This is a genomic window from Lysinibacillus fusiformis (assembly GCF_003049525.1).
Taxonomy (GTDB): Bacteria; Bacillota; Bacilli; order Bacillales_A; family Planococcaceae; genus Lysinibacillus; species Lysinibacillus fusiformis.
The window spans coordinates 33,445-51,722 of sequence record NZ_PYWL01000005.1 but is presented as its reverse complement, the minus strand read 5'-3'; the positions used below and the strand labels follow the sequence as shown (position 1 = coordinate 51,722).

Below are 18,278 nucleotides of genomic sequence, written 5' to 3'. Positions count from 1 at the left end.
TAATTTATGGAGAGTTTGTCTACAGCCTCTTTTTTAATCTAATTTCAAAGGTTGTACTGCTGGTCCTTCCAGTACTTCTCCTTGAGCATTGAAGCGGGAGCCATGGCAAGGACAATCCCATGTTTCATCAGCCTCATTCCATTTCGTCTTACAGCCCAAGTGAGTACATGTTGGAGCACTGGCATTTCTCATATACCCAGTAATAAATTCTTTTGCGACAAAGCCGCCAACTTTAAGCATTTGCATAAACTGGGCACCGAATTTTGTACGTGATGGTGAATAGAGTGCGATGGCACCATCCTCACTTCTTGATCCCGTGATTAGGCTGGATAAAATGTCACCAGCAACAAAGGAATTAGAAATGCCCCACTTTCTATAGCCAGTAGCAATGAATACGTTTGGCAATGAGTTTGTAATTCTTCCTACGTAAGGAACGATGTCAGGAGTTTCGATATCCTGAGCAGACCATCGATAAATGGGCTCTTGCTCAAAATGTTCTTTCATTTCATTTGCAATGGCATCATAGTACGGCTCTGTATTGACTGTTTCCCCAGCGATGTGATTCGCTCCACCAAGTACTAAATAATGCTCGTTGTTAATTGTAGCTGTACGAATGGAACGAGAAGGGAAATCAACGGATAGATATTGCCCCTGCATCGTTTCAGCAATTTTACTAGCCACCATGTAAGAACGACTATTTGACAGTTTAAATAACTTTAGCCCCTTGAAAGCTTCAATTGGATAATGTGAGCACAAAATAAGTTTTTTATATTGAACCGATATATTCTTTTCGGTATGTAAGTTATTTTGAGCTATGTTTAATTGCTGAACTCGGGTATTTGTATAAAGCTTGGCACCCATCGCTTGTGCTTCTTTAGCAAGAAAATTACTTACCTCTACAGGATTTATTTGAGCTTGCTGGGACATGCATAAAGCCTTTGTAATGGGGAAGGGAAGCTCTGTTTCTGTGGTGATTTTTGATTGGATATTTAACACCTTATAAGCATTCCATTCTTTTAACAATTGCGCATACCCATCTTTTGTTTGAGCATACAATAGTGAATCTACTTGCTTTACACTGCCTTTTGGGAATAATTGTGTTACCTTTTCAATGGCTTGTTGATTGAGTTGGTAATAGAGCTGTGCCTCATCAACGGATAGTTTTTCTAAAAGGTTAGCATAAACGATACTATGCTGGGCAGTTAGTTTACCCGTGGAATGGCCTGTAGTACCGTGACCAAAATGGGTATTCGCCTCAAGTAAAAGTACATCAACACCTGCTTTTGCCAAGACATAGGCTGTATAAAGACCAGTTAAGCCTCCTCCGACTATACATACATCACAAGTTGTAGATGAAGAAAGTGAAGATAGTGAGACTGATTCGGAAGTAGCGAGCCAAAGAGATTGAGTCATAGATAAACCTCACAATGTTTTTATGTTCAGTATGTAGATGTACTGGAGAATTTATGCGATGAAGCATAAAAATTGCCTTGCGATTTAATCTATCGCTACAATGTAGCAAAAGGAGAGTGTGAGTAATGAAAATTGAAATATGGTCTGACTACGTATGTCCATTTTGTTATATTGGTAAAAAACAATTAGAGCAAGCGATTGAAGATACTGGCTTTGGTGGGCAAGTGGAGCTTGTTTATAAAAGCTATCAACTTGATCCTAATACCCCAGTAGATTCGAACATTACTGTTTATGAATCGTTAGCGAAGAAATATGGTATGACTTTAGAAAAAGCCAAAGAAATGACATTAGGTGTTACAGAGCGTGCGAAAGAAGTGGGCTTAAACTATGACTTTAGCAATCTAATGGAAGAGAATACGTTAAAGGCACATCGACTTGTTAAATGGGCTGAGCAGCAGGGAGATGTTACAGCATTAGTTGAAGCTCTACTGCACAGTCATTTTATTGAAGGAAAACGTATTGGACAAGAGGATGTATTATTAGATATAGCCGAACAAGTAGGATTGCAACGCGAGGAAGTGGCAAAAGTTCTTGCTGTGGATGAATTTAAAAATGAGGTAGAAGCAGATATTCAAGAAGGATTGCAGCTTGGAGTTCGTGGGGTCCCATTCTTTGTCTTAAACCGTAAATATGGTATTTCTGGTGCCCAGCCACAAGAAGTATTCGAAGATACACTACGTAAAGTGGCTGAGGAAGAGGGCTTACAACCTGGTCTAAAAATGGCTGGCACGGGTGACGCTGGTGTTTGTACAGATGATAACTGTAAATTATAGTGCTAAAATTACTCTAACTACGGAGGGGCTTGACATAACAAGCCTCTTTTATTCGTTTTAGTGAAAATTTTATCTAATATTTCAGTCAAAAGTCTGAGGAAAGTATCGTTGACTTTTTAGAAGAATTTTTTTAAGATAAGTTTATATCTTGAATTCGAGATAATAGACTATGAGATATAAGGGAGATTTTATATAATGAACGTTTTAGTAGTAAAAGCAAACAACCGTCCAGATGGTATTTCAACAAAAATGTACGATACTTTTATGGAAAACGTACAAGGTGTAAACGTTACAACTTTTGACGTATTTGCAGAAGATATGCCATACTTTGGGCAAGATCTTTTCAATGCATTTGGTAAAGTACAAAATGGTGGGGAGTTAACAGACATCGAATCACGTCTTTTAGCTGCTAAACAAAAAGCGATGGATGCATTAACAGCAGCTGATTTAGTAGTATTTGCTTTCCCACTTTGGAACTTAACTATTCCAGCACCTTTACAAACATTTATTGACTATGTGTACCAAGCAGGCTTCACATTCAAATATGGTGAAGATGGCCAAATGGTTAGCTTAATGACGGATAAAAAAGCGATTATTTTAAATGCTCGCGGTGGCTACTACTCACTACCAGAAACACAGCCGATGGAAATGTCAGTAAACTACATTAAAAATGTAGCAGGCGGCGTGTTCGGTATGGAAATTATCGAAGAAGTAATTATTGAAGGTCACAATGCATCACCTGATAAAGCACAAGAAATTATTGCAAATGGCCTAGAAGAAGTGAAAAAAGTAGCTCAATCACTTCAAGCAGTAAACGCGTAAAAAATATTTTTTAATAAAAGACCTCTCAAATTTGAGAGGTCTTTTTTTATTTTGCGAACAGAGGTATGGTGTGGTATAGAAGTCGGATATATTGGTATTAACTATTTATTCGGAATTTACATTTCCTAACATTCTATTGGTGGTATAAAAATAAAAATGATAGAAAAATGTGATTTTATAGGAAAGTAATAACCCATTCTTTTAAAAATACATATAATTAGGACTAATTATTCAGTAAAAAATAGAGTTAGTTTAATATAATAGTATCTGTAGGAAAATACTAGATGAATAAGGAGGTTGTTGTATGAACAAGAAATTAATAACTAAATTTTTAGCCATGCTACTAGTTTTATTCGCGTTGATACCATTTGGATTCACTGCTAATGCTGCTTCCAATGAAGTTACACGCGCTGATTATGTAAAAGAATTAGTAGAAAGCTTAGATGTCAAAATAGGTGATGGTTCTTCCCTTACTTTTACGGATGTCTCCAAGGATTTAGCACCATATGTAGAAAAGGCTGTACAGTTAAAACTTATAAAAGGAAAAACAGCAACTACATTTGGTCCAAACGATAAATTAACACGTCAACAAGCATTTGTTATATCTGCTCGTGGACTTGTTAGTGAAAACGCTTCCCTTGCGGTCTTAGACCAATTTAAGGATGCTGATCAAATTGCTAAAGCTTATAAACAAGATTTAGCTAATGCTGTTGCAGCAAATATTCTTCAAGCGTATGAGGATAATACGATCCGTCCTCTTGACTATGTAACACATGAGCAAATGGAAAGTATTGTAGAGCGCTTTGTAGCAGAATACAAGGCACCATCTAATGGAGTGTCAGTAGATCTTCAAATTTTAGGAACTACAGATATTCATACAAATTTAGCAAATTATAATTACTATTTAGATGCTCCATCATCTGAGGTTGGTTTAGCTAATACAGCTACATTAATTGAACAAGCTCGTGCTAAAAATCCCAACACATTACTATTTGATAATGGGGATTTAATTCAAGGTACGCCACTTGGCTCTTATAAAGCATTAGAAAGTGTATTAAAGCCAGGGGAAGTACATCCGGCTATTGCGGCACTTAACGCTTTAAAATATGATGGTGGAACTTTAGGAAACCATGAATTCAACTATGGTCTTGATTTCTTAAATGAAGTTTTAAATGATGCCAAATATCCAGTCGTAAATGCTAATACTTACGATGCTAAAACAAAAAAGCGTATGTTTACACCTTATGTTATTCTTGATAAAGAAGGAGTGGATAGCACAGGTAAGAAACATACACTGAAAGTTGGTGTGACAGGGATTGTACCAACAAAAATTGTTGAATGGGATGCCATTCATTTAGCTGGTAAAGTTGACATGCAAGAACCTGTTGAAGCAGTAAAAGAAGTAGTTCCTGAAATGCAGAAGGCTGGAGCAGACGTAATTGTTGTTCTTTCACATTCAGGTATTGGTGAGGACACTTACGTGGAAGGTGCTGAAAATGTTGGCTATCAACTAGCAGGAATTGACGGAATTGATGCTTTGATTACAGGGCACTCGCATTTAACATTCCCAGGTGACTACAAAGATTTGAAAGATGTAGATCAAGAAAAGGGAACGATTCACGGTGTTCCAACAGTTATGGCAGGTAGCTATGGTAGCCATCTTGGTATCATTGATCTAAAACTAGAACAACAAGGATCAGAGTGGGTTGTAGTAGATGGTAGTGGGTCATTACAATCAATCAAGCAAGAAGGTTTACAACCATCCACTACGGTATTAAAAGCTGTGAAACAAGCACATGAAGGCACTTTAACTTATATTCGCCAGCCTGTTGGTGAAACAACTGCGCCAATCCATAGTTATTTCTCAATGGTGCAAGATGATCCTTCTATTCAAATCGTCACACAAGCACAAAAATGGTTTATTGAACAGGAATTAAAGGGAACGGCTGATGAAAAAACGCCGATTCTTTCTGCTGGGGCACCTTTTAAAGCCGGTTCACGAAATAATCCATTAGATTATACAAACATTCCAGTTGGTCCACTTGCCATTAAAAATATGGCAGACATTTATCATTACGATAATACTGTAGCCACAATTAAAGTTACAGGTGCACAAGCCGTCGAGTGGTTAGAGATGGCTGCAGGTATTTTTGCAACAATAGATCCGAATAAGACAGAAGAGCAAAATATTATTGATTCAGAAGCACGCTCTTATAATTTTGACGTGTTAGATGGCTTAACCTATCAAATTGATGTGACATCTCCATCTAAATATGACCGACGTGGTAATCTTGTTGATGAAAAGGCGAACCGTATTAAAAATGTACAATATAATGGTAAACCAATTGATTTAAAACAAGAATTCATTATCATTACAAATAATTATCGTGTTGGTGGTTCTTATGGAGCGACATTTAAAAATACGGACGGCTCGAATATAACTAACTATGCCTATGAAAATCGTCAAGCTGTAGTTGATTATATTATGGCAAATAAAACAATTAACCCTGCTGCGGATAAAAACTGGTCATTTGTACCATTCCCAGCCAAGACGAAAGTTGTTTATCTATCTGCGAAAGATGCACAAAAATTTATCTCAGCAGATAGCAACATTGAATATTTAGAAGATACAGAGGCAGGATTTGCCAAGTATTTAATTAAATAAAACTAAAAGGGAGAGTACGAGTTAATCGCTACTCTCCCTTTATTGTCTTTCGAAAGTATGAAAGCGTGTGCCCTGATACGTTAAAAGACCAATGTCACCCTCCACTAGCTGTCCAAAATTGCGACCATTCACTTTAAATTCCTGACGCTCCCCATGTCGTTCTTCAAACGTTATGAAATAGGAAGTATATGCCGCAGAATTAGTAGAGCCTCCCCGAATATTTGTACGTTTTGACACAACCTTAGCGGGTACAGTTAAGGTTTGTGATTGGTTATTAATAGACCAAGTGACAATAGCTTTAATAAGGCTGAAGGCGATGCTACCAAAAACAATAAAAAAGACGATTGTAATAAAGCTCGATACAAATGTAATTTCGTTATCAAACCATAGCATGTAAAGTTCCCTCTTTCCTTAAAGTAAATCAATAACTAAAGGGGGCTTAATTCGACATCTACCACAATGTCAATCTCATCACTGATTAATACGCCACCTGTTTCTAGAATTGTATTGTAGACTAAATTAAAATCGCGGCGATCAATTTGTGTCTTTGCCTGAAAGCCATATACTTGTGCCCAAGAATTAACACCGTTTCCTGTATATACTGTTGTAAATACGATAGGCTTTGTTATGTTTTTAATCGTTAAATCCCCATGTATCAAAAAAGTTTTATCATTTTGTTTATCAATATATGTAGAGGTGAAAACTATTTTTGGATAGACGTCTGCATCAAAAAAATCTGGAGACACAAGGTGTACATCTCGGTCATGATTTTTTGTGGAGACACTAGCCACGTCAATGGTAATAGAGATACTTGCATCCTGCATATGCTCAATATTGGCTGCAGCAATTTCAGCGTTGTACGATTCGAAAGTACCGTGAATTTTAGATATCATCATATGTCGTACAGAAAAACTAAGTGTGGAATGACTGATATCAATAGTGTATTTTTTCATTTAAAAACCCCCTAAAACAGCATTCTACAACGAATGATAAAGGAAACAAATACCATATTCAATGGGTTTTTCATAAATAGGAATGGATAATCACCAATAAAAGTGTAAACTGTGAACATTTACAAGACTTAAAATAAATAGTTAGTCATATTACTGATATCTAGGGCATTGTATTATTAGGAGGACGGACGGTTTAATGATGGAAGGTTCCACCGTAATTGAAAAAGACTGAAAACTGAAGTTACTTTTTGTAATTAAGTATATAAAAGTATATTAATTATGTTATGTAAATAAGTTACTCTAAATTTACATTTCCTGCAATAATCGTTACAATAGTTACATAGAGGTGAAGAAATATGAATGAGACAACTTTATGTCCTCGTTTAGCTAAAGCAATGGATTTAATCGGAAAACGATGGACGGGTTTAATATTATATCAATTATTAGATGGACCACAGCGTTTTAATGAAATAGAGTCTGCATTACCTGTTAGTGGCCGTTTATTATCAGAACGTTTGAAGGAACTGGAAAAAGAAGGACTTGTTGAACGTAAAGTGTATTCTGAAGTCCCAGTACGAGTTGAATATTCATTAACGGATAAAGGGCAAGCACTAGAAGGCGCTATCCGTAATATTGAAACATGGGCAAGTAGCTGGCTTTAAAGTGAATGGCTTGTTCTTTAGGTAGTATTGTGCCAAAAACGACACTTGGAATGACTGTCAATTTTCTTTATAATATTCATCATCTCTGCACAGGACTTACCTGTCTTTTTATGTGAGATAAAAATACCCTTCATTTTACTTGTCAAATTGGGGTTCTAAATCCATACTGGTGTAGAGTAAGAAGGACGTTAGAAAGGAATTAGCTCTCATGACAAAACAACAATGGGCAAAGGATTTAGCGAAGAGCATTAATCCTGCCAATATTAAGTTAGATGAATCATTACAACAATATACAATGACAAAATTAGGTGGCAAAGCAGATGTTTTTGTTCTTCCTGATACAGAAGAAGAAGCAGCATTTGTAATACGCTATGCATATATAAATAATATTCCTTTATTAATGTTAGGTAACGGATCTAATATGGTTGTTCGTGATGGTGGTCATAGAGGAATCGTTGTAACATTTTCAAATTTAGATGAGATTCGTATTAATGGTGAACATGTTTATGCTCAAAGTGGTGCGCTAATTAAAGATGTGTCGAAGCTATCTGCTAAAGCATCTTTAACAGGCTTCGAGTTTGCCTGTGGTATCCCTGGATCAATTGGTGGTGCAATGGCTATGAACGCAGGTGCTTATGGCGGTGAGATTAAAGATATAATTATTTCATCTAAGGTGTTAACAAAAGAGGGAGAAATTTTAACCTTGTCAAAGGATGAGCTTGAACTTGGTTATCGTAAAAGCGTTATTGCGAAGAAAGGCTATTACGTGTTATCCTCTGAGTTCCAATTAGCTCCTGGCGAACAGGGGGAAATTGATGCGAAGATTGCTGACTTAACATTTCAGCGAGAATCTAAGCAACCATTAGAATATCCATCTGCGGGAAGTGTTTTTAAACGCCCACCAGGTCATTTTGCAGGTAAGCTTATTCAAGATAGTGGCTTGCAAGGCAAAGGAGTAGGCGGTGCAGAGGTCTCTACGAAGCACGCAGGTTTTATTGTCAATAAAGGAAATGCTACTGCTTCTGATTATATTGCAACTATTCAAATGGTACAGCGGATTGTGAAAGAAAAATTCGGTATTGAATTAGAAACAGAAGTTAAAATTGTTGGTGATGATCTATAATGTGACGCTCTTCGCTTGAGTCGAAGGGCGTTTTTTTAAGGAGTGAGTATGAGATGAAATTTATATCATGGAATGTTAATGGAATTAGGGCTTGCCTGGGGAAAGGCTTTCTAGATTTCTTTCATCAAATAGAGGCAGATTTTTTTTGTATCCAAGAAACCAAATGTCAGGCTGGACAAGTAGAGCTTGCACTAGATGATTATGAGCAATATTGGAACTATGCCCAAAAGAAAGGCTACTCGGGGACGGCTATATTTACAAAGCATACACCATTATCCGTTATGTATGGAGTTGGCGATGAAGATTCTCAGGATGAAGGTAGAATCATTACTTTAGAATATCAAAATTTCTATTTAGTAAATGTCTATACCCCCAATGCACAGCGAGATTTAGCTAGATTACCACTTCGACTAACTTGGGAAGATCGTTTAGCCGGCTATTTACAAGACTTGAATAGTAAAAAGCCTGTTGTCTATTGTGGTGACTTAAATGTTGCACACACTGAAATAGATTTGAAAAATGCTAAATCGAATGTGGGAAATTCCGGATTTACATATGAGGAGCGTGCTAAATTTTCGGAGCTTTTAGCCAGTGGTTTTGTAGATTCTTTCAGATACAAGCATCCTAATGAAACTGACCATTTTACATGGTGGTCCTATATGAATAAAGTACGTGAACGAAATATTGGTTGGCGCATCGACTACTTTATTGTGTCGGAGCAATTAAAAAATCAGATTGATCAAGCGACTATTCACCCACACATTATGGGCAGCGATCATTGCCCTATTGAATTACAACTACATGTCTAGCATTAAAAATCGTATTTTCTATTGGAAATACGATTTTTTTGTCTTTGCAATAATACATAGAATGAATAAAAAAGGAGACTAATGAAAGGAAAGCCATTTATCTATAAATACGTTTTTTAACAATGCTCTGTAGCCTTCATATAGCCAATTGTTTATACTAGTCTAATAGCGAATGGTGACGAAATTTTGTATTTAAAGATGGATTTACTTACATAACGCACAAATATTTGCTATCGACAATCTTTTAAACCTTGTTTTAAGGATTTTAAGAGGTAGGAAGGAATATAGTGCACAGAGGGGGTAATGAGATGGAAAAGAGAAAGTTCAAATGGAGAAAGTGGCTTATCGTCCTTGCTGGGATCGTAGCGACTTTAGCTATCGTAGCTTTTATCGGATTAACATGGTTTATGAATAAATCTAAGCCGATAATTGATGGCGAATTAGCTGTCAATATTTTAGAGCAGGATGTGTCGGTTACAAGGGACGACAAAGGGGTTCCTCATATTTTTGCAAAGACAGATGCTGATTTATATCGTGCGCAAGGTTATGTTCAGGCACAAGATCGATTATTTCAAATGGATTTAGCACGAAGACAGGCGAGTGGTCGATTATCAGAAATTATTGGGGAAGCAACAATAAATACGGACAAACACTTTCGTACTTTTAGCTTACGCGATGCCGCTGAGAAATCACTCGCAGCCTATGATGAGGAAAGCAAGCAAGTACTAGAGTGGTATGCAGAAGGGGTAAATGCATTTATTGCACAAGCTAAGGAAAATAAAACTTTAAGCTATGAATTTTCATTATTGGGCTACGAGCCAGAGGAATGGACAGTTGTGGATTCTTTAACGATTGGGAAGTATATGGCATATGATTTGGGAGGGAATTGGAATACACTTGCCTTCCGTCATTGGGCTTTACAAAATTTTGATGAAGAAAAGGCCAAAGAATTATTTATTAAATATCCTGAAAATGCTTCATCTATTATTGAGGCAAATATTAAAAACCCTGTAGCGGTAGCAGGACAATTTAATGCAGATCTACTGCCTAATGAATTTAACGGCAGTAATAACTGGGTTGTTTCTGGTGATAAAACTAAATCAGGTACACCTATTTTGGCGGACGATCCTCACCTAGGATTGAGTACTCCATCAATTTGGTATCAGATGCATCTGCAATCTCCACAACAAAATGTTAGTGGTGTTATTTTTGCAGGAATTCCAGGTATTATTTTAGGTCATAATGATGATATAGCATGGGGTGTGACGAATGTTGGCCCGGATGTGCAGGATTTATATCTTGAAATACCTAATCCAGATAATCCAACACAATACCGCTACGATGGAAAATGGGAGCAAGCCGAGGTACGTGATGAATCTATTAAGGTGAAGGACGGAGAAACTGTAGATTTTGAAGTGGTGGTGACACGCCATGGTCCGATTATGACGGATCTAGCATTCAAAGATACCAAGCCAACTGCACAATTTTCAATGCAGTGGACAGCGCTTCAATCAACTGCAGAATTACGTGCAGTAATTGGTTTTAATAAGGCGGAATCTTGGGATGACTTTGAAAAAGCTTTAGAAGACTTTAAGGCACCTGCGCAGAACTTCGTTTTTGCCTCAAAGGATGGCACAATTGCTTATAAAGCAAATGGTCAAATTCCTATTCGTAAGCAAGGTGATGGTCAATTGCCAGTTCCAGGTGATTCTAGTGATTATGGTTGGGATGGTTTTATTCCATGGGATGAGCTGCCAACAGTAGTGAATCCAGAGCAAGGCTTTATTGCTACCGCCAATAATCAAGTCGTAGGAGAGGAATATCCTTATCACATTACAGATTTCTGGGCTCAGCCTTACCGTTTTGAACGAATTAAAGAAGTACTTCAGGCGAATGATTCGATAACGGTAGAAGATATGATGAACTTGCAAATGGATCAACATAATCTCTATGCTAGGGAATTTCTTCCTAGTTTATTAACATCTATGAAAGCGCAAGATCAGGATGGTACGTACACAGAGATTATTGCCATGCTGGAGAATTGGGATATGGTGGATGCTAAGGAATCAGGTGCACCACTCGTATTCCATACGCTTATGACCAAATTACAGGAAGTATTGTTTAAAGATCAAATGCCTGCAGATATGTATGACATCATGCATGGTAAATTTAATATTACAGACCAGCTTTTACGCACAGCCTATGCAGGGGGCAAGAGTATTTGGATAGAGGAGCAAGGTGGAGTTGATGCAACAGTTTACAAGGCACTAGAGCTTACCATTGCACAATTAGAAGATCAATTTGGTAAAAATGCATCCAAGTGGCAATGGGGAGATTTCCACCAGCTCACTTTTGATCATACGTTAGGTAGTGCTTCTCCAATTTTAGCTGCCTATTTTAATGCTAAAAAGGTTCCAATTGGAGGATCCAAAGTGACGGTACAGGCTGCTGATAATGATCTTTCTGGTAATGTGGATCATGGTGCTTCTTGGCGTTTTGTTGTGGATGTGGGTGATTTAACTTCTGGCTATCATATTGTTGGACCTGGTCAAAGTGGTCATGTAAAGTCTGATTGGTACCAAGATCAAGTACTCGATTGGGCAGATGGTGATTATCATCGAACTTTTGTAAAACAGGAAGATATTAAAGGTAAAACATTAAAATTAAAAGCGAAGTAACAAAAATGATTAGCGTACTTTTAAAAGTACGTTAATTTTTTTTACTAGGATATAAATCACAACATTCAAATATTCATTTGAATAAGATGGAATAATATGTTACATTGAATACAATCAAACGAATATTTGAATGAGGTGAGGAACAATGCCAAAAGAAATTTGTGAGGTGACGCAAGTACATGAAGAAGCAGTCACTAAGGTACAACAACAAATGCCTGATCTATCAGGGGTAGCAAAGTTTTTAAAAGCATTATCTGATGAAACAAGGCTTAAAATCGCCTTTGCTTTAACGGTAGAGGATGAATTATGTGTTTGTGATGTAGCATCGATTATTGGCTCGTCAGTCGCAACAGCATCACATCATTTACGTTACTTAAAAGATAATAATTTAGCAAAGTCACACCGCAAAGGGAAGCAAATGTATTACTCTTTAGCGGATGAGCATGTATTTCAAATTGTAACAATTGCCTATGAACATGCGAAAGAGGGGATTGCGAATGGTAGCGACGCCAACTAAACAAGAATACAGATTGCAAAATCTTTCCTGTGCTAGCTGTGCAGCGAAGTTTGAGAAAAATGTAAAGGCTATTCCTGAGGTGGAGGATGCACAAGTCAACTTTGGTGCTTCTAAAATAACGGTAGTCGGCAACATTAGTGTGAATCAAATTGAAGAAGCAGGTGCCTTTGATGGGATCAAGGTGTCGCAATCAGCAGTGAGAACAGTTGAAAAATCTACACCTTTTTACCGCAAAAAAGAGAATATTTTGGCAGGGATATCTTTGTTCTTTGTCATTCTAGGCTATTTATTTGTTTCTATGCAGGGAGAAACAAACCCGATTCCAATAGCCATGTTCATCATAGCTATTCTTGTAGGGGGAATTGGTATTTTTAAAACGGGCTTCCGTAATTTAGCTCGCTTTGAATTTGATATGAAGACCCTTATGACAATCGCTATTATTGGAGCTGCTATTATTGGGGAATGGGAAGAAGCGGCAGTTGTAGTCTTTTTATTTGCCGTAAGTGAAGCACTTGAAGCTTACTCTATGGATAAGGCAAGACAATCGATTCGAGGGTTAATGGATATCGCTCCACCGACAGCTATCATTAAAAGAGCGCATGGCGAGCATTTTCATGAGCTTGAACTGCCGACAGAAGATATCGAGATAGGGGATATTTTACTTGTAAAGCCTGGGCAAAAGATTGCGATGGATGGCATTGTCATTAGCGGGCTATCTGCAGTGAATCAAGCAGCTATAACAGGTGAGTCCATTCCAGTGAATAAAACAGTGAATGATGAAGTATTCGCAGGTACATTAAATGAAGAGGGTGCGCTTGAGGTTCGCGTGACAAAGCGAGTAGAAGACACAACAATTGCTAAGATCATTCATCTTGTAGAAGAGGCGCAGGCAGAGAAAGCACCTTCTCAGCAATTTGTAGATCGCTTTGCGAAGTATTACACACCAGCTATTATCATTGTTGCTTTTTTAGTAGCTGTTATTCCACCTTTATTTATAGGAGATTGGCAACACTGGATTTACCAAGGCTTAGCAGTGTTAGTAGTAGGATGTCCTTGTGCACTCGTTGTTTCTACACCGGTGGCTATTGTTACTGCGATTGGGAATGCTGCAAGACAAGGTGTCCTTATTAAAGGCGGAATTCATTTAGAACAATTAGGACATATTGAAGCGGTAGCCTTTGATAAAACAGGTACATTAACCGAAGGACAGCCAGCTGTTACGGATATAGTGACAATGGATGGTTGGTCAGAGGAATATGTATTACAGCTAGTGGCAGCAGTAGAAAAACAGTCCCAGCACCCTTTGGCAAAAGCTATATTAAATAGATTACATGATAAAAATTTACCTGAGCTAGTGCCTACAGAATTCCAATCAGTCACAGGCAAAGGAGCCTTTGCAACAGTTGATCAGCAGATTATTTACGTAGGTAGCATGAAATGGGTGTCCACATTAGCCTTTATCGATAAAAATATAGAAAATCAGGTTAAAAAGCTACAGGAACAGGGTAAGACAGTAGTAGCAGCGGTTTCGAAAAGCCAACTCATTGGATTAATTGGGATTGCTGATCAATTGCGTCATGAAAGTAAGGATGTCTTACAAAAACTTAATGCCCTAAAAGTAAAACATATGGTGATGTTAACAGGTGATGCAGAGCCTACTGCTAAGGCCATTGCTACATCATTACAGGTAACAGATGTGCGTGCTGGTTTATTACCAGAGGAAAAATTAATGGCGATTAAAGATTTACGTGCACAGTTTGGAGCCGTAGCAATGGTTGGGGATGGCGTAAATGATGCGCCAGCATTGGCCACTGCAAATGTGGGAATTGCAATGGGGGGAGCAGGCACAGATGCAGCTCTCGAGACAGCCGATATTGCCTTAATGGGTGACGATTTAACAAAGCTCCCATACACAATTGGATTAAGCAGAAAAACACTACGCATTATTAAGGAAAATATTATTTTTGCCCTAGCCTTAAAATTAATTGCGTTGCTGCTAGTTATCCCAGGATGGCTAACGTTATGGATAGCAATTTTTGCAGATATGGGCGCAACCCTATTAGTTGTTTTTAATTCATTAAGACTAATAAAAGCAAAAAAATAGTAGGTAAGATGTGATTTGATAGGAAAAAGCAGGAGATTAATCTTACTTTGACACTACTAATTTTGTGCGAATAGATGCTACTAGTGATTCTTGAAAAAGTACTTTTTAAAAGCTATTATAGTTTCAGGAGTAATGTAACCATTCAATATAAAATGAGGCGAAAGTTTGAATAAGTCAGATCCTATTTTAGTAAATGTTACAGAAGAGATTGTGCGTGGTTTAGTAAGCTTTTTACTACGAGGACCGGAATATCAAACATTTTGTAAATGCGAAATCTGTGAACTCGACACGGTGGCACTTACACTAAATGCATTGCCGAGTAAGTATGTTACATCTATGGAAGCTAGAGACGAGGCATTTAAGGAAATGAATACTCCTGAAAGTATTGAGCGCATCAACAAAGAGATTATTCACGCGTTACATGTGGTAAATAAGTATCCTCGACACAAAGTGGAGCCTACTTCTTAAATGAAGAGGCTCTTTTTAAGTTGTACAGGTCGTGATTTTCTGGCATATGTATTTTCAGTTAACTTTTAAGCCAAGCTTGTAGTAAACTAGAGAGTAAGAAAAGGAAAGAGAGGGAAAAGGATATGCCAACACCTAGTATGGAGGACCATATCGAACAAATTTATTTACTAATCGCTAACAAAGGATATGCGCGAGTGTCTGACATTGCTGAAGCATTATCTGTTCTTCCTTCTTCTGTTACAAAAATGGTTCAAAAATTAGATAAAGATGGTTATTTAGTTTATGAAAAATACCGTGGACTGACATTGACGCCGAAAGGTGAAAAGCTAGGAAAGCGTCTTGTGCAGCGTCATGAATTGCTCGAGCAGTTTTTACGAATGATTGGTGTGGATGAAGAGCGTATATATAATGATGTTGAAGGAATTGAGCATCATTTAAGTTGGAATTCAATCGATCGTATAGCGGATCTTGTGCAAGTAATGGAAGAGAATCCAGACATCGTGAAAAAATTAGAGGCATCAAAGACACAGCACAATCTATAAAATGATAGTGTGGAGGAAAGGGAGACAATATGGACGCATTAAAATCAGGTGAAGTCGTTACATTAACGGTATTAGAGCAACAAACATCAAAATGGATTTTAACAAATGGAGTTGAAGAACTACCTTTAAATGCTTCAGAGGTAACAGAGCCGCTAACAGTAGGTGACCGCCTTGAAGTATTTTTATTTGTAGATCGACGAGGGGATTTAGCTGCTACAACAGCAATCCCAGCTTTTACACAAGGAGAATACGGTTGGGCGAAAGTGCTAAAAGTAGTAGAACGTGAAGGGGCTTATGTAGATATTGGTTCCTCTCGAGAAGTGTTAGTTAAAGCAGAGGATTTACCACCATTAAAAGAAGTATGGCCGGTTCCAGGTGATCATTTATTTATGACACTACGCACAGATCGTAACGGTGATTTATTTGGACGATTAGCAACGGAAGAAAAGATTTTGGAGTTATATGAAGGTGCATTTGAAGATTTGCATAATAAAAACATTCAGGCACGCCCATACCGTTTGTTACCAGTTGGCTCGTTTTTATTAGGTGTAGAACATCCATATCGTATTTTTGTGCATGAATCAGAGCGTAATGCAGAGCCACGCTTAGGACAAGATGTAGTAGTTCGAATTATTGATGTAAAAGAAGATGGCTCCATGAACGGTTCTCTTTTACCGAGAAAACATGAGCGCCTTTCCGATGATGCGCAGCAAATTTTGAGCTATCTACAGGATGTTGGGGGCAAAATGCCATTTGGCGATAAATCCTCTCCTGAAGAAGTTCAAGAAATGTTTCATATGAGTAAGGGTGCCTTTAAACGTGCCTTAGGAACATTGATGAAAGCTGGTAAAGTGAAGCAACAGGACGGCTGGACTGAAGAAGTCTAGTGGACGATTAATTAAACTAAGTAATAGCGACAAGAGACATCCTTGAAACCTTCTCTGCTTTTTTACGTACTAATAACTGTATAGTGGTATACATTATACAGGCTAATTATGAGGTTTTATCGAAAGGGGTCACACGATTTGAAAAAAACTTGGATGAAAATACTAACAGCTACTATGTTGGTATTTGGTGTGATGGCACCAGCGACAGGGTTTGCATCTGATAATACGCCTCCGAAAGCAATTGATGAAAAGTTAGGCGTTCCAATCGTTGTATATGGAGCAAATTTATCTGAAGCTGAAAAAGAGTCAGTAAAAAAATCATTAAAAGTCAATGAAGAACCTGAAATCGAAGAAATAACGGTATCAGGTCAGGATCTAGTTAAATACATTAAAGATAGTAATTCAAGTTCCCGCATGTATTCTTCTGCTAAAATTACACGAAGAGATGTAGGGGAAGGTCTAGTAATAGAAATTGTCACACCAACAAATATTACACAGGTGACATCAGAAATGTACGCGAATGCAATGTTAACGGCGGGGATTGAAGATGCTACAGTACAGGTGGCTGCACCTAAGGCGGTAACAGGGCATTCGGCGTTAGTTGGTATTTACAAGGCATACGAGGTTACTACAGGTGAAACGCTTGATATTGAACGAACAGATGTAGCAAATGAGGAGTTATCGGTTGCAACATCTATTGCTGAATCTGCCGGTGTGGATGATGCAAAGGTAGCTGAATTACTAACAGAAATTAAAAAGCAAATTGCTGAATTAAAGCCAGCTACACGTGAAGAAGTTGAAAAGATCGTTCAAGAGCAATTAAACAAGCTTGACATCAATTTAAGTGAAAAGGACCGTCAATTGCTCGTAGATTTAATGGATAAAATCAGTAAGCTGGATATTGATTTCAGTAAATGGTCTGAACAATTAAACGATATTAGTAATACGATTCAAGAAAAGTTCGGCTCTCTTATGGAAGATAAAGGATTTTGGGAGAGTGTGAAAAGCTTCTTTGCTAATTTAAAAGATACTATATCTTCTTGGTTTAACTAACAATGAATAATAAAAGAATCTGTCATACTCATCTACTAGAATGAGTGGACAGATTCTTTTTGTTTAGAACAGTCGCAAGTTTTGTGAAAATCCAAAAGGCTATGGTACTATGAATAAAAGGAGTGGTGAGAAATGGAATTTCAATTACAGCAATTAGCAGGAAATAAATTTGCATTTTTGAATGAGCAAGCAGGGGAAAGACTTGCAGAAATTACTTGGCAACAAAACGGGCAAGTAATGGTAATGGATCACACATATGTATCAGATAAGCTCCGAGGTCAAGGGGTGGCCAAACAATTGCTTGATCAGGCAGCACAGTATGCGCGTGAACATGGCTATAAGATGGAAGCAGTTTGTTCCTATGTAGTTGCGGCCTTTGCCAAATCAGATGCTTATAATGATGTAAAACGATAAAATAAAGGCAATCTGCTTATAGGTAAGCGGATTGCCTTTTAATTGCTAAGATAACTCATTCAAGTAGCTCCTTACAGAAGTATCACACCATAAATTAGTACGGTTAAAAGGCCTGCCCCACCTACTAATGAAGCCATGTCTATCCAATCATACGCTAAATCGAAATCCTTCATCATAATCACGCTCCTATTTTTAGTATTAATTTATTAATTCCCTTTACTTGCCTATTATAATCATAAAAAATTACATAATTATGATAAATGTAGAAAATTGAGCTGAATGTTAATAGAAGAATGGTTAGTACGGCGGATATGTAGGCAAGTATATTTCTTATT

17 protein-coding genes are annotated in these 18,278 nt (G+C 37.6%); 14 read left to right on the top strand and 3 right to left on the bottom strand.

Features of this window, described 5'->3' with window-relative positions; genetic code table 11:
* Positions 1 to 33 precede the first annotated feature (33 nt).
* Positions 34 to 1,413 carry an FAD-dependent oxidoreductase gene (locus tag C9J29_RS13305; protein WP_008177142.1) on the bottom strand — a complete coding sequence of 460 codons (1,380 nt, stop codon included), beginning with the start codon at positions 1,411 to 1,413 and terminating at the stop codon, positions 34 to 36.
* A gap of 125 nt (positions 1,414 to 1,538) precedes the next feature.
* Here C9J29_RS13305 and C9J29_RS13300 point away from each other — a divergent pair, with 125 nt between their 5' ends.
* The 3 genes from C9J29_RS13300 to C9J29_RS13290 all read left to right on the top strand — a co-directional run bounded on the left by C9J29_RS13300 (position 1,539) and on the right by C9J29_RS13290 (position 5,733).
* Positions 1,539 to 2,246, top strand: a complete 708-nt coding sequence (locus C9J29_RS13300) for a DsbA family oxidoreductase (protein ID WP_089985777.1) — start codon at positions 1,539 to 1,541, stop codon at positions 2,244 to 2,246.
* 195 nt (positions 2,247 to 2,441) lie between these two features.
* Entirely contained in the window at positions 2,442 to 3,068 is a 627-nt protein-coding gene (locus C9J29_RS13295) for an FMN-dependent NADH-azoreductase (RefSeq protein ID WP_012295821.1), read from the top strand.
* Positions 3,069 to 3,372: 304 nt separating this feature from the next.
* Positions 3,373 to 5,733, top strand: a complete 2,361-nt coding sequence (locus C9J29_RS13290; protein ID WP_107922309.1) for a bifunctional 2',3'-cyclic-nucleotide 2'-phosphodiesterase/3'-nucleotidase — start codon at positions 3,373 to 3,375, stop codon at positions 5,731 to 5,733.
* 39 nt (positions 5,734 to 5,772) lie between these two features.
* Here C9J29_RS13290 and C9J29_RS13285 read toward each other — a convergent pair whose 3' ends face one another.
* Both C9J29_RS13285 and C9J29_RS13280 read right to left on the bottom strand, forming a co-directional pair.
* Entirely contained in the window at positions 5,773 to 6,126 is a 354-nt protein-coding gene (locus C9J29_RS13285) for a DUF2500 domain-containing protein (protein WP_089985775.1), read from the bottom strand.
* Positions 6,127 to 6,161: 35 nt separating this feature from the next.
* The gene (locus tag C9J29_RS13280; RefSeq protein ID WP_107922308.1) at positions 6,162 to 6,686 is read right to left on the bottom strand and encodes a YceI family protein; all 525 of its coding nucleotides are present in this window, start codon (positions 6,684 to 6,686) and stop codon (positions 6,162 to 6,164) included.
* 356 nt (positions 6,687 to 7,042) lie between these two features.
* On the opposite strand from C9J29_RS13280, the gene C9J29_RS13275 reads away from it, so the two are divergent.
* The 11 genes from C9J29_RS13275 (at position 7,043) to C9J29_RS13225 (ending at position 17,943) form a co-directional block, all read left to right on the top strand.
* Positions 7,043 to 7,348, top strand: coding sequence for a winged helix-turn-helix transcriptional regulator (locus tag C9J29_RS13275; RefSeq protein WP_004231981.1), 306 nt, complete (start codon positions 7,043 to 7,045; stop codon positions 7,346 to 7,348).
* Positions 7,349 to 7,556: 208 nt separating this feature from the next.
* The gene (murB, locus tag C9J29_RS13270) at positions 7,557 to 8,471 is read left to right on the top strand and encodes a UDP-N-acetylmuramate dehydrogenase (protein WP_008177120.1); all 915 of its coding nucleotides are present in this window, start codon (positions 7,557 to 7,559) and stop codon (positions 8,469 to 8,471) included.
* Positions 8,472 to 8,524: 53 nt separating this feature from the next.
* Positions 8,525 to 9,280, top strand: a complete 756-nt coding sequence (locus C9J29_RS13265) for an exodeoxyribonuclease III (RefSeq protein ID WP_008177119.1) — start codon at positions 8,525 to 8,527, stop codon at positions 9,278 to 9,280.
* 308 nt (positions 9,281 to 9,588) lie between these two features.
* Positions 9,589 to 11,958 carry a penicillin acylase family protein gene (locus C9J29_RS13260; RefSeq protein WP_107922307.1) on the top strand — a complete coding sequence of 790 codons (2,370 nt, stop codon included), beginning with the start codon at positions 9,589 to 9,591 and terminating at the stop codon, positions 11,956 to 11,958.
* Positions 11,959 to 12,103: 145 nt separating this feature from the next.
* Entirely contained in the window at positions 12,104 to 12,475 is a 372-nt protein-coding gene (locus tag C9J29_RS13255) for an ArsR/SmtB family transcription factor (protein ID WP_008177117.1), read from the top strand.
* Entirely contained in the window at positions 12,456 to 14,579 is a 2,124-nt protein-coding gene (locus tag C9J29_RS13250; RefSeq protein ID WP_008177115.1) for a heavy metal translocating P-type ATPase, read from the top strand. Before C9J29_RS13255 ends, C9J29_RS13250 begins: the two co-directional genes overlap by 20 nt.
* A 165-nt stretch (positions 14,580 to 14,744) precedes the next feature.
* Positions 14,745 to 15,047 (top strand): late competence development ComFB family protein, encoded by a 303-nt coding sequence (locus C9J29_RS13245; RefSeq protein ID WP_008177114.1) that lies wholly within the window; start codon positions 14,745 to 14,747, stop codon positions 15,045 to 15,047.
* Positions 15,048 to 15,169: 122 nt separating this feature from the next.
* The gene (gene mntR / locus C9J29_RS13240) at positions 15,170 to 15,589 is read left to right on the top strand and encodes a transcriptional regulator MntR (RefSeq protein ID WP_008177112.1); all 420 of its coding nucleotides are present in this window, start codon (positions 15,170 to 15,172) and stop codon (positions 15,587 to 15,589) included.
* A 29-nt stretch (positions 15,590 to 15,618) separates the two neighbouring features.
* Entirely contained in the window at positions 15,619 to 16,476 is an 858-nt protein-coding gene (locus C9J29_RS13235; RefSeq protein WP_008177110.1) for a CvfB family protein, read from the top strand.
* A 138-nt stretch (positions 16,477 to 16,614) separates the two neighbouring features.
* A complete protein-coding gene (locus C9J29_RS13230) occupies positions 16,615 to 17,529 on the top strand; it encodes a DUF1002 domain-containing protein (RefSeq protein WP_043990252.1) in 915 nt (304 codons plus the stop codon).
* A 132-nt stretch (positions 17,530 to 17,661) separates the two neighbouring features.
* Positions 17,662 to 17,943: a GNAT family N-acetyltransferase gene (locus C9J29_RS13225; protein ID WP_008177108.1), complete on the top strand. Its 282-nt coding sequence runs from the start codon at positions 17,662 to 17,664 to the stop codon at positions 17,941 to 17,943.
* Positions 17,944 to 18,278 lie beyond the last annotated feature (335 nt).

What these genes read in the sequence shown, in the direction of transcription:
- C9J29_RS13305 (WP_008177142.1), bottom strand. Translation starts at nt 1,413, where the DNA reads ATGACTCAATCTCTTTGGCTCGCTACTTCCGAATCAGTCTCACTATCT.
- C9J29_RS13300 (WP_089985777.1), top strand. Translation starts at nt 1,539, where the DNA reads ATGAAAATTGAAATATGGTCTGACTACGTATGTCCATTTTGTTATATT.
- C9J29_RS13295 (WP_012295821.1), top strand. Translation starts at nt 2,442, where the DNA reads ATGAACGTTTTAGTAGTAAAAGCAAACAACCGTCCAGATGGTATTTCA.
- C9J29_RS13290 (WP_107922309.1), top strand. Translation starts at nt 3,373, where the DNA reads ATGAACAAGAAATTAATAACTAAATTTTTAGCCATGCTACTAGTTTTA.
- C9J29_RS13285 (WP_089985775.1), bottom strand. Translation starts at nt 6,126, where the DNA reads ATGCTATGGTTTGATAACGAAATTACATTTGTATCGAGCTTTATTACA.
- C9J29_RS13280 (WP_107922308.1), bottom strand. Translation starts at nt 6,686, where the DNA reads ATGAAAAAATACACTATTGATATCAGTCATTCCACACTTAGTTTTTCT.
- C9J29_RS13275 (WP_004231981.1), top strand. Translation starts at nt 7,043, where the DNA reads ATGAATGAGACAACTTTATGTCCTCGTTTAGCTAAAGCAATGGATTTA.
- murB (WP_008177120.1), top strand. Translation starts at nt 7,557, where the DNA reads ATGACAAAACAACAATGGGCAAAGGATTTAGCGAAGAGCATTAATCCT.
- C9J29_RS13265 (WP_008177119.1), top strand. Translation starts at nt 8,525, where the DNA reads ATGAAATTTATATCATGGAATGTTAATGGAATTAGGGCTTGCCTGGGG.
- C9J29_RS13260 (WP_107922307.1), top strand. Translation starts at nt 9,589, where the DNA reads ATGGAAAAGAGAAAGTTCAAATGGAGAAAGTGGCTTATCGTCCTTGCT.
- C9J29_RS13255 (WP_008177117.1), top strand. Translation starts at nt 12,104, where the DNA reads ATGCCAAAAGAAATTTGTGAGGTGACGCAAGTACATGAAGAAGCAGTC.
- C9J29_RS13250 (WP_008177115.1), top strand. Translation starts at nt 12,456, where the DNA reads ATGGTAGCGACGCCAACTAAACAAGAATACAGATTGCAAAATCTTTCC.
- mntR (WP_008177112.1), top strand. Translation starts at nt 15,170, where the DNA reads ATGCCAACACCTAGTATGGAGGACCATATCGAACAAATTTATTTACTA.
- C9J29_RS13235 (WP_008177110.1), top strand. Translation starts at nt 15,619, where the DNA reads ATGGACGCATTAAAATCAGGTGAAGTCGTTACATTAACGGTATTAGAG.
- C9J29_RS13225 (WP_008177108.1), top strand. Translation starts at nt 17,662, where the DNA reads ATGGAATTTCAATTACAGCAATTAGCAGGAAATAAATTTGCATTTTTG.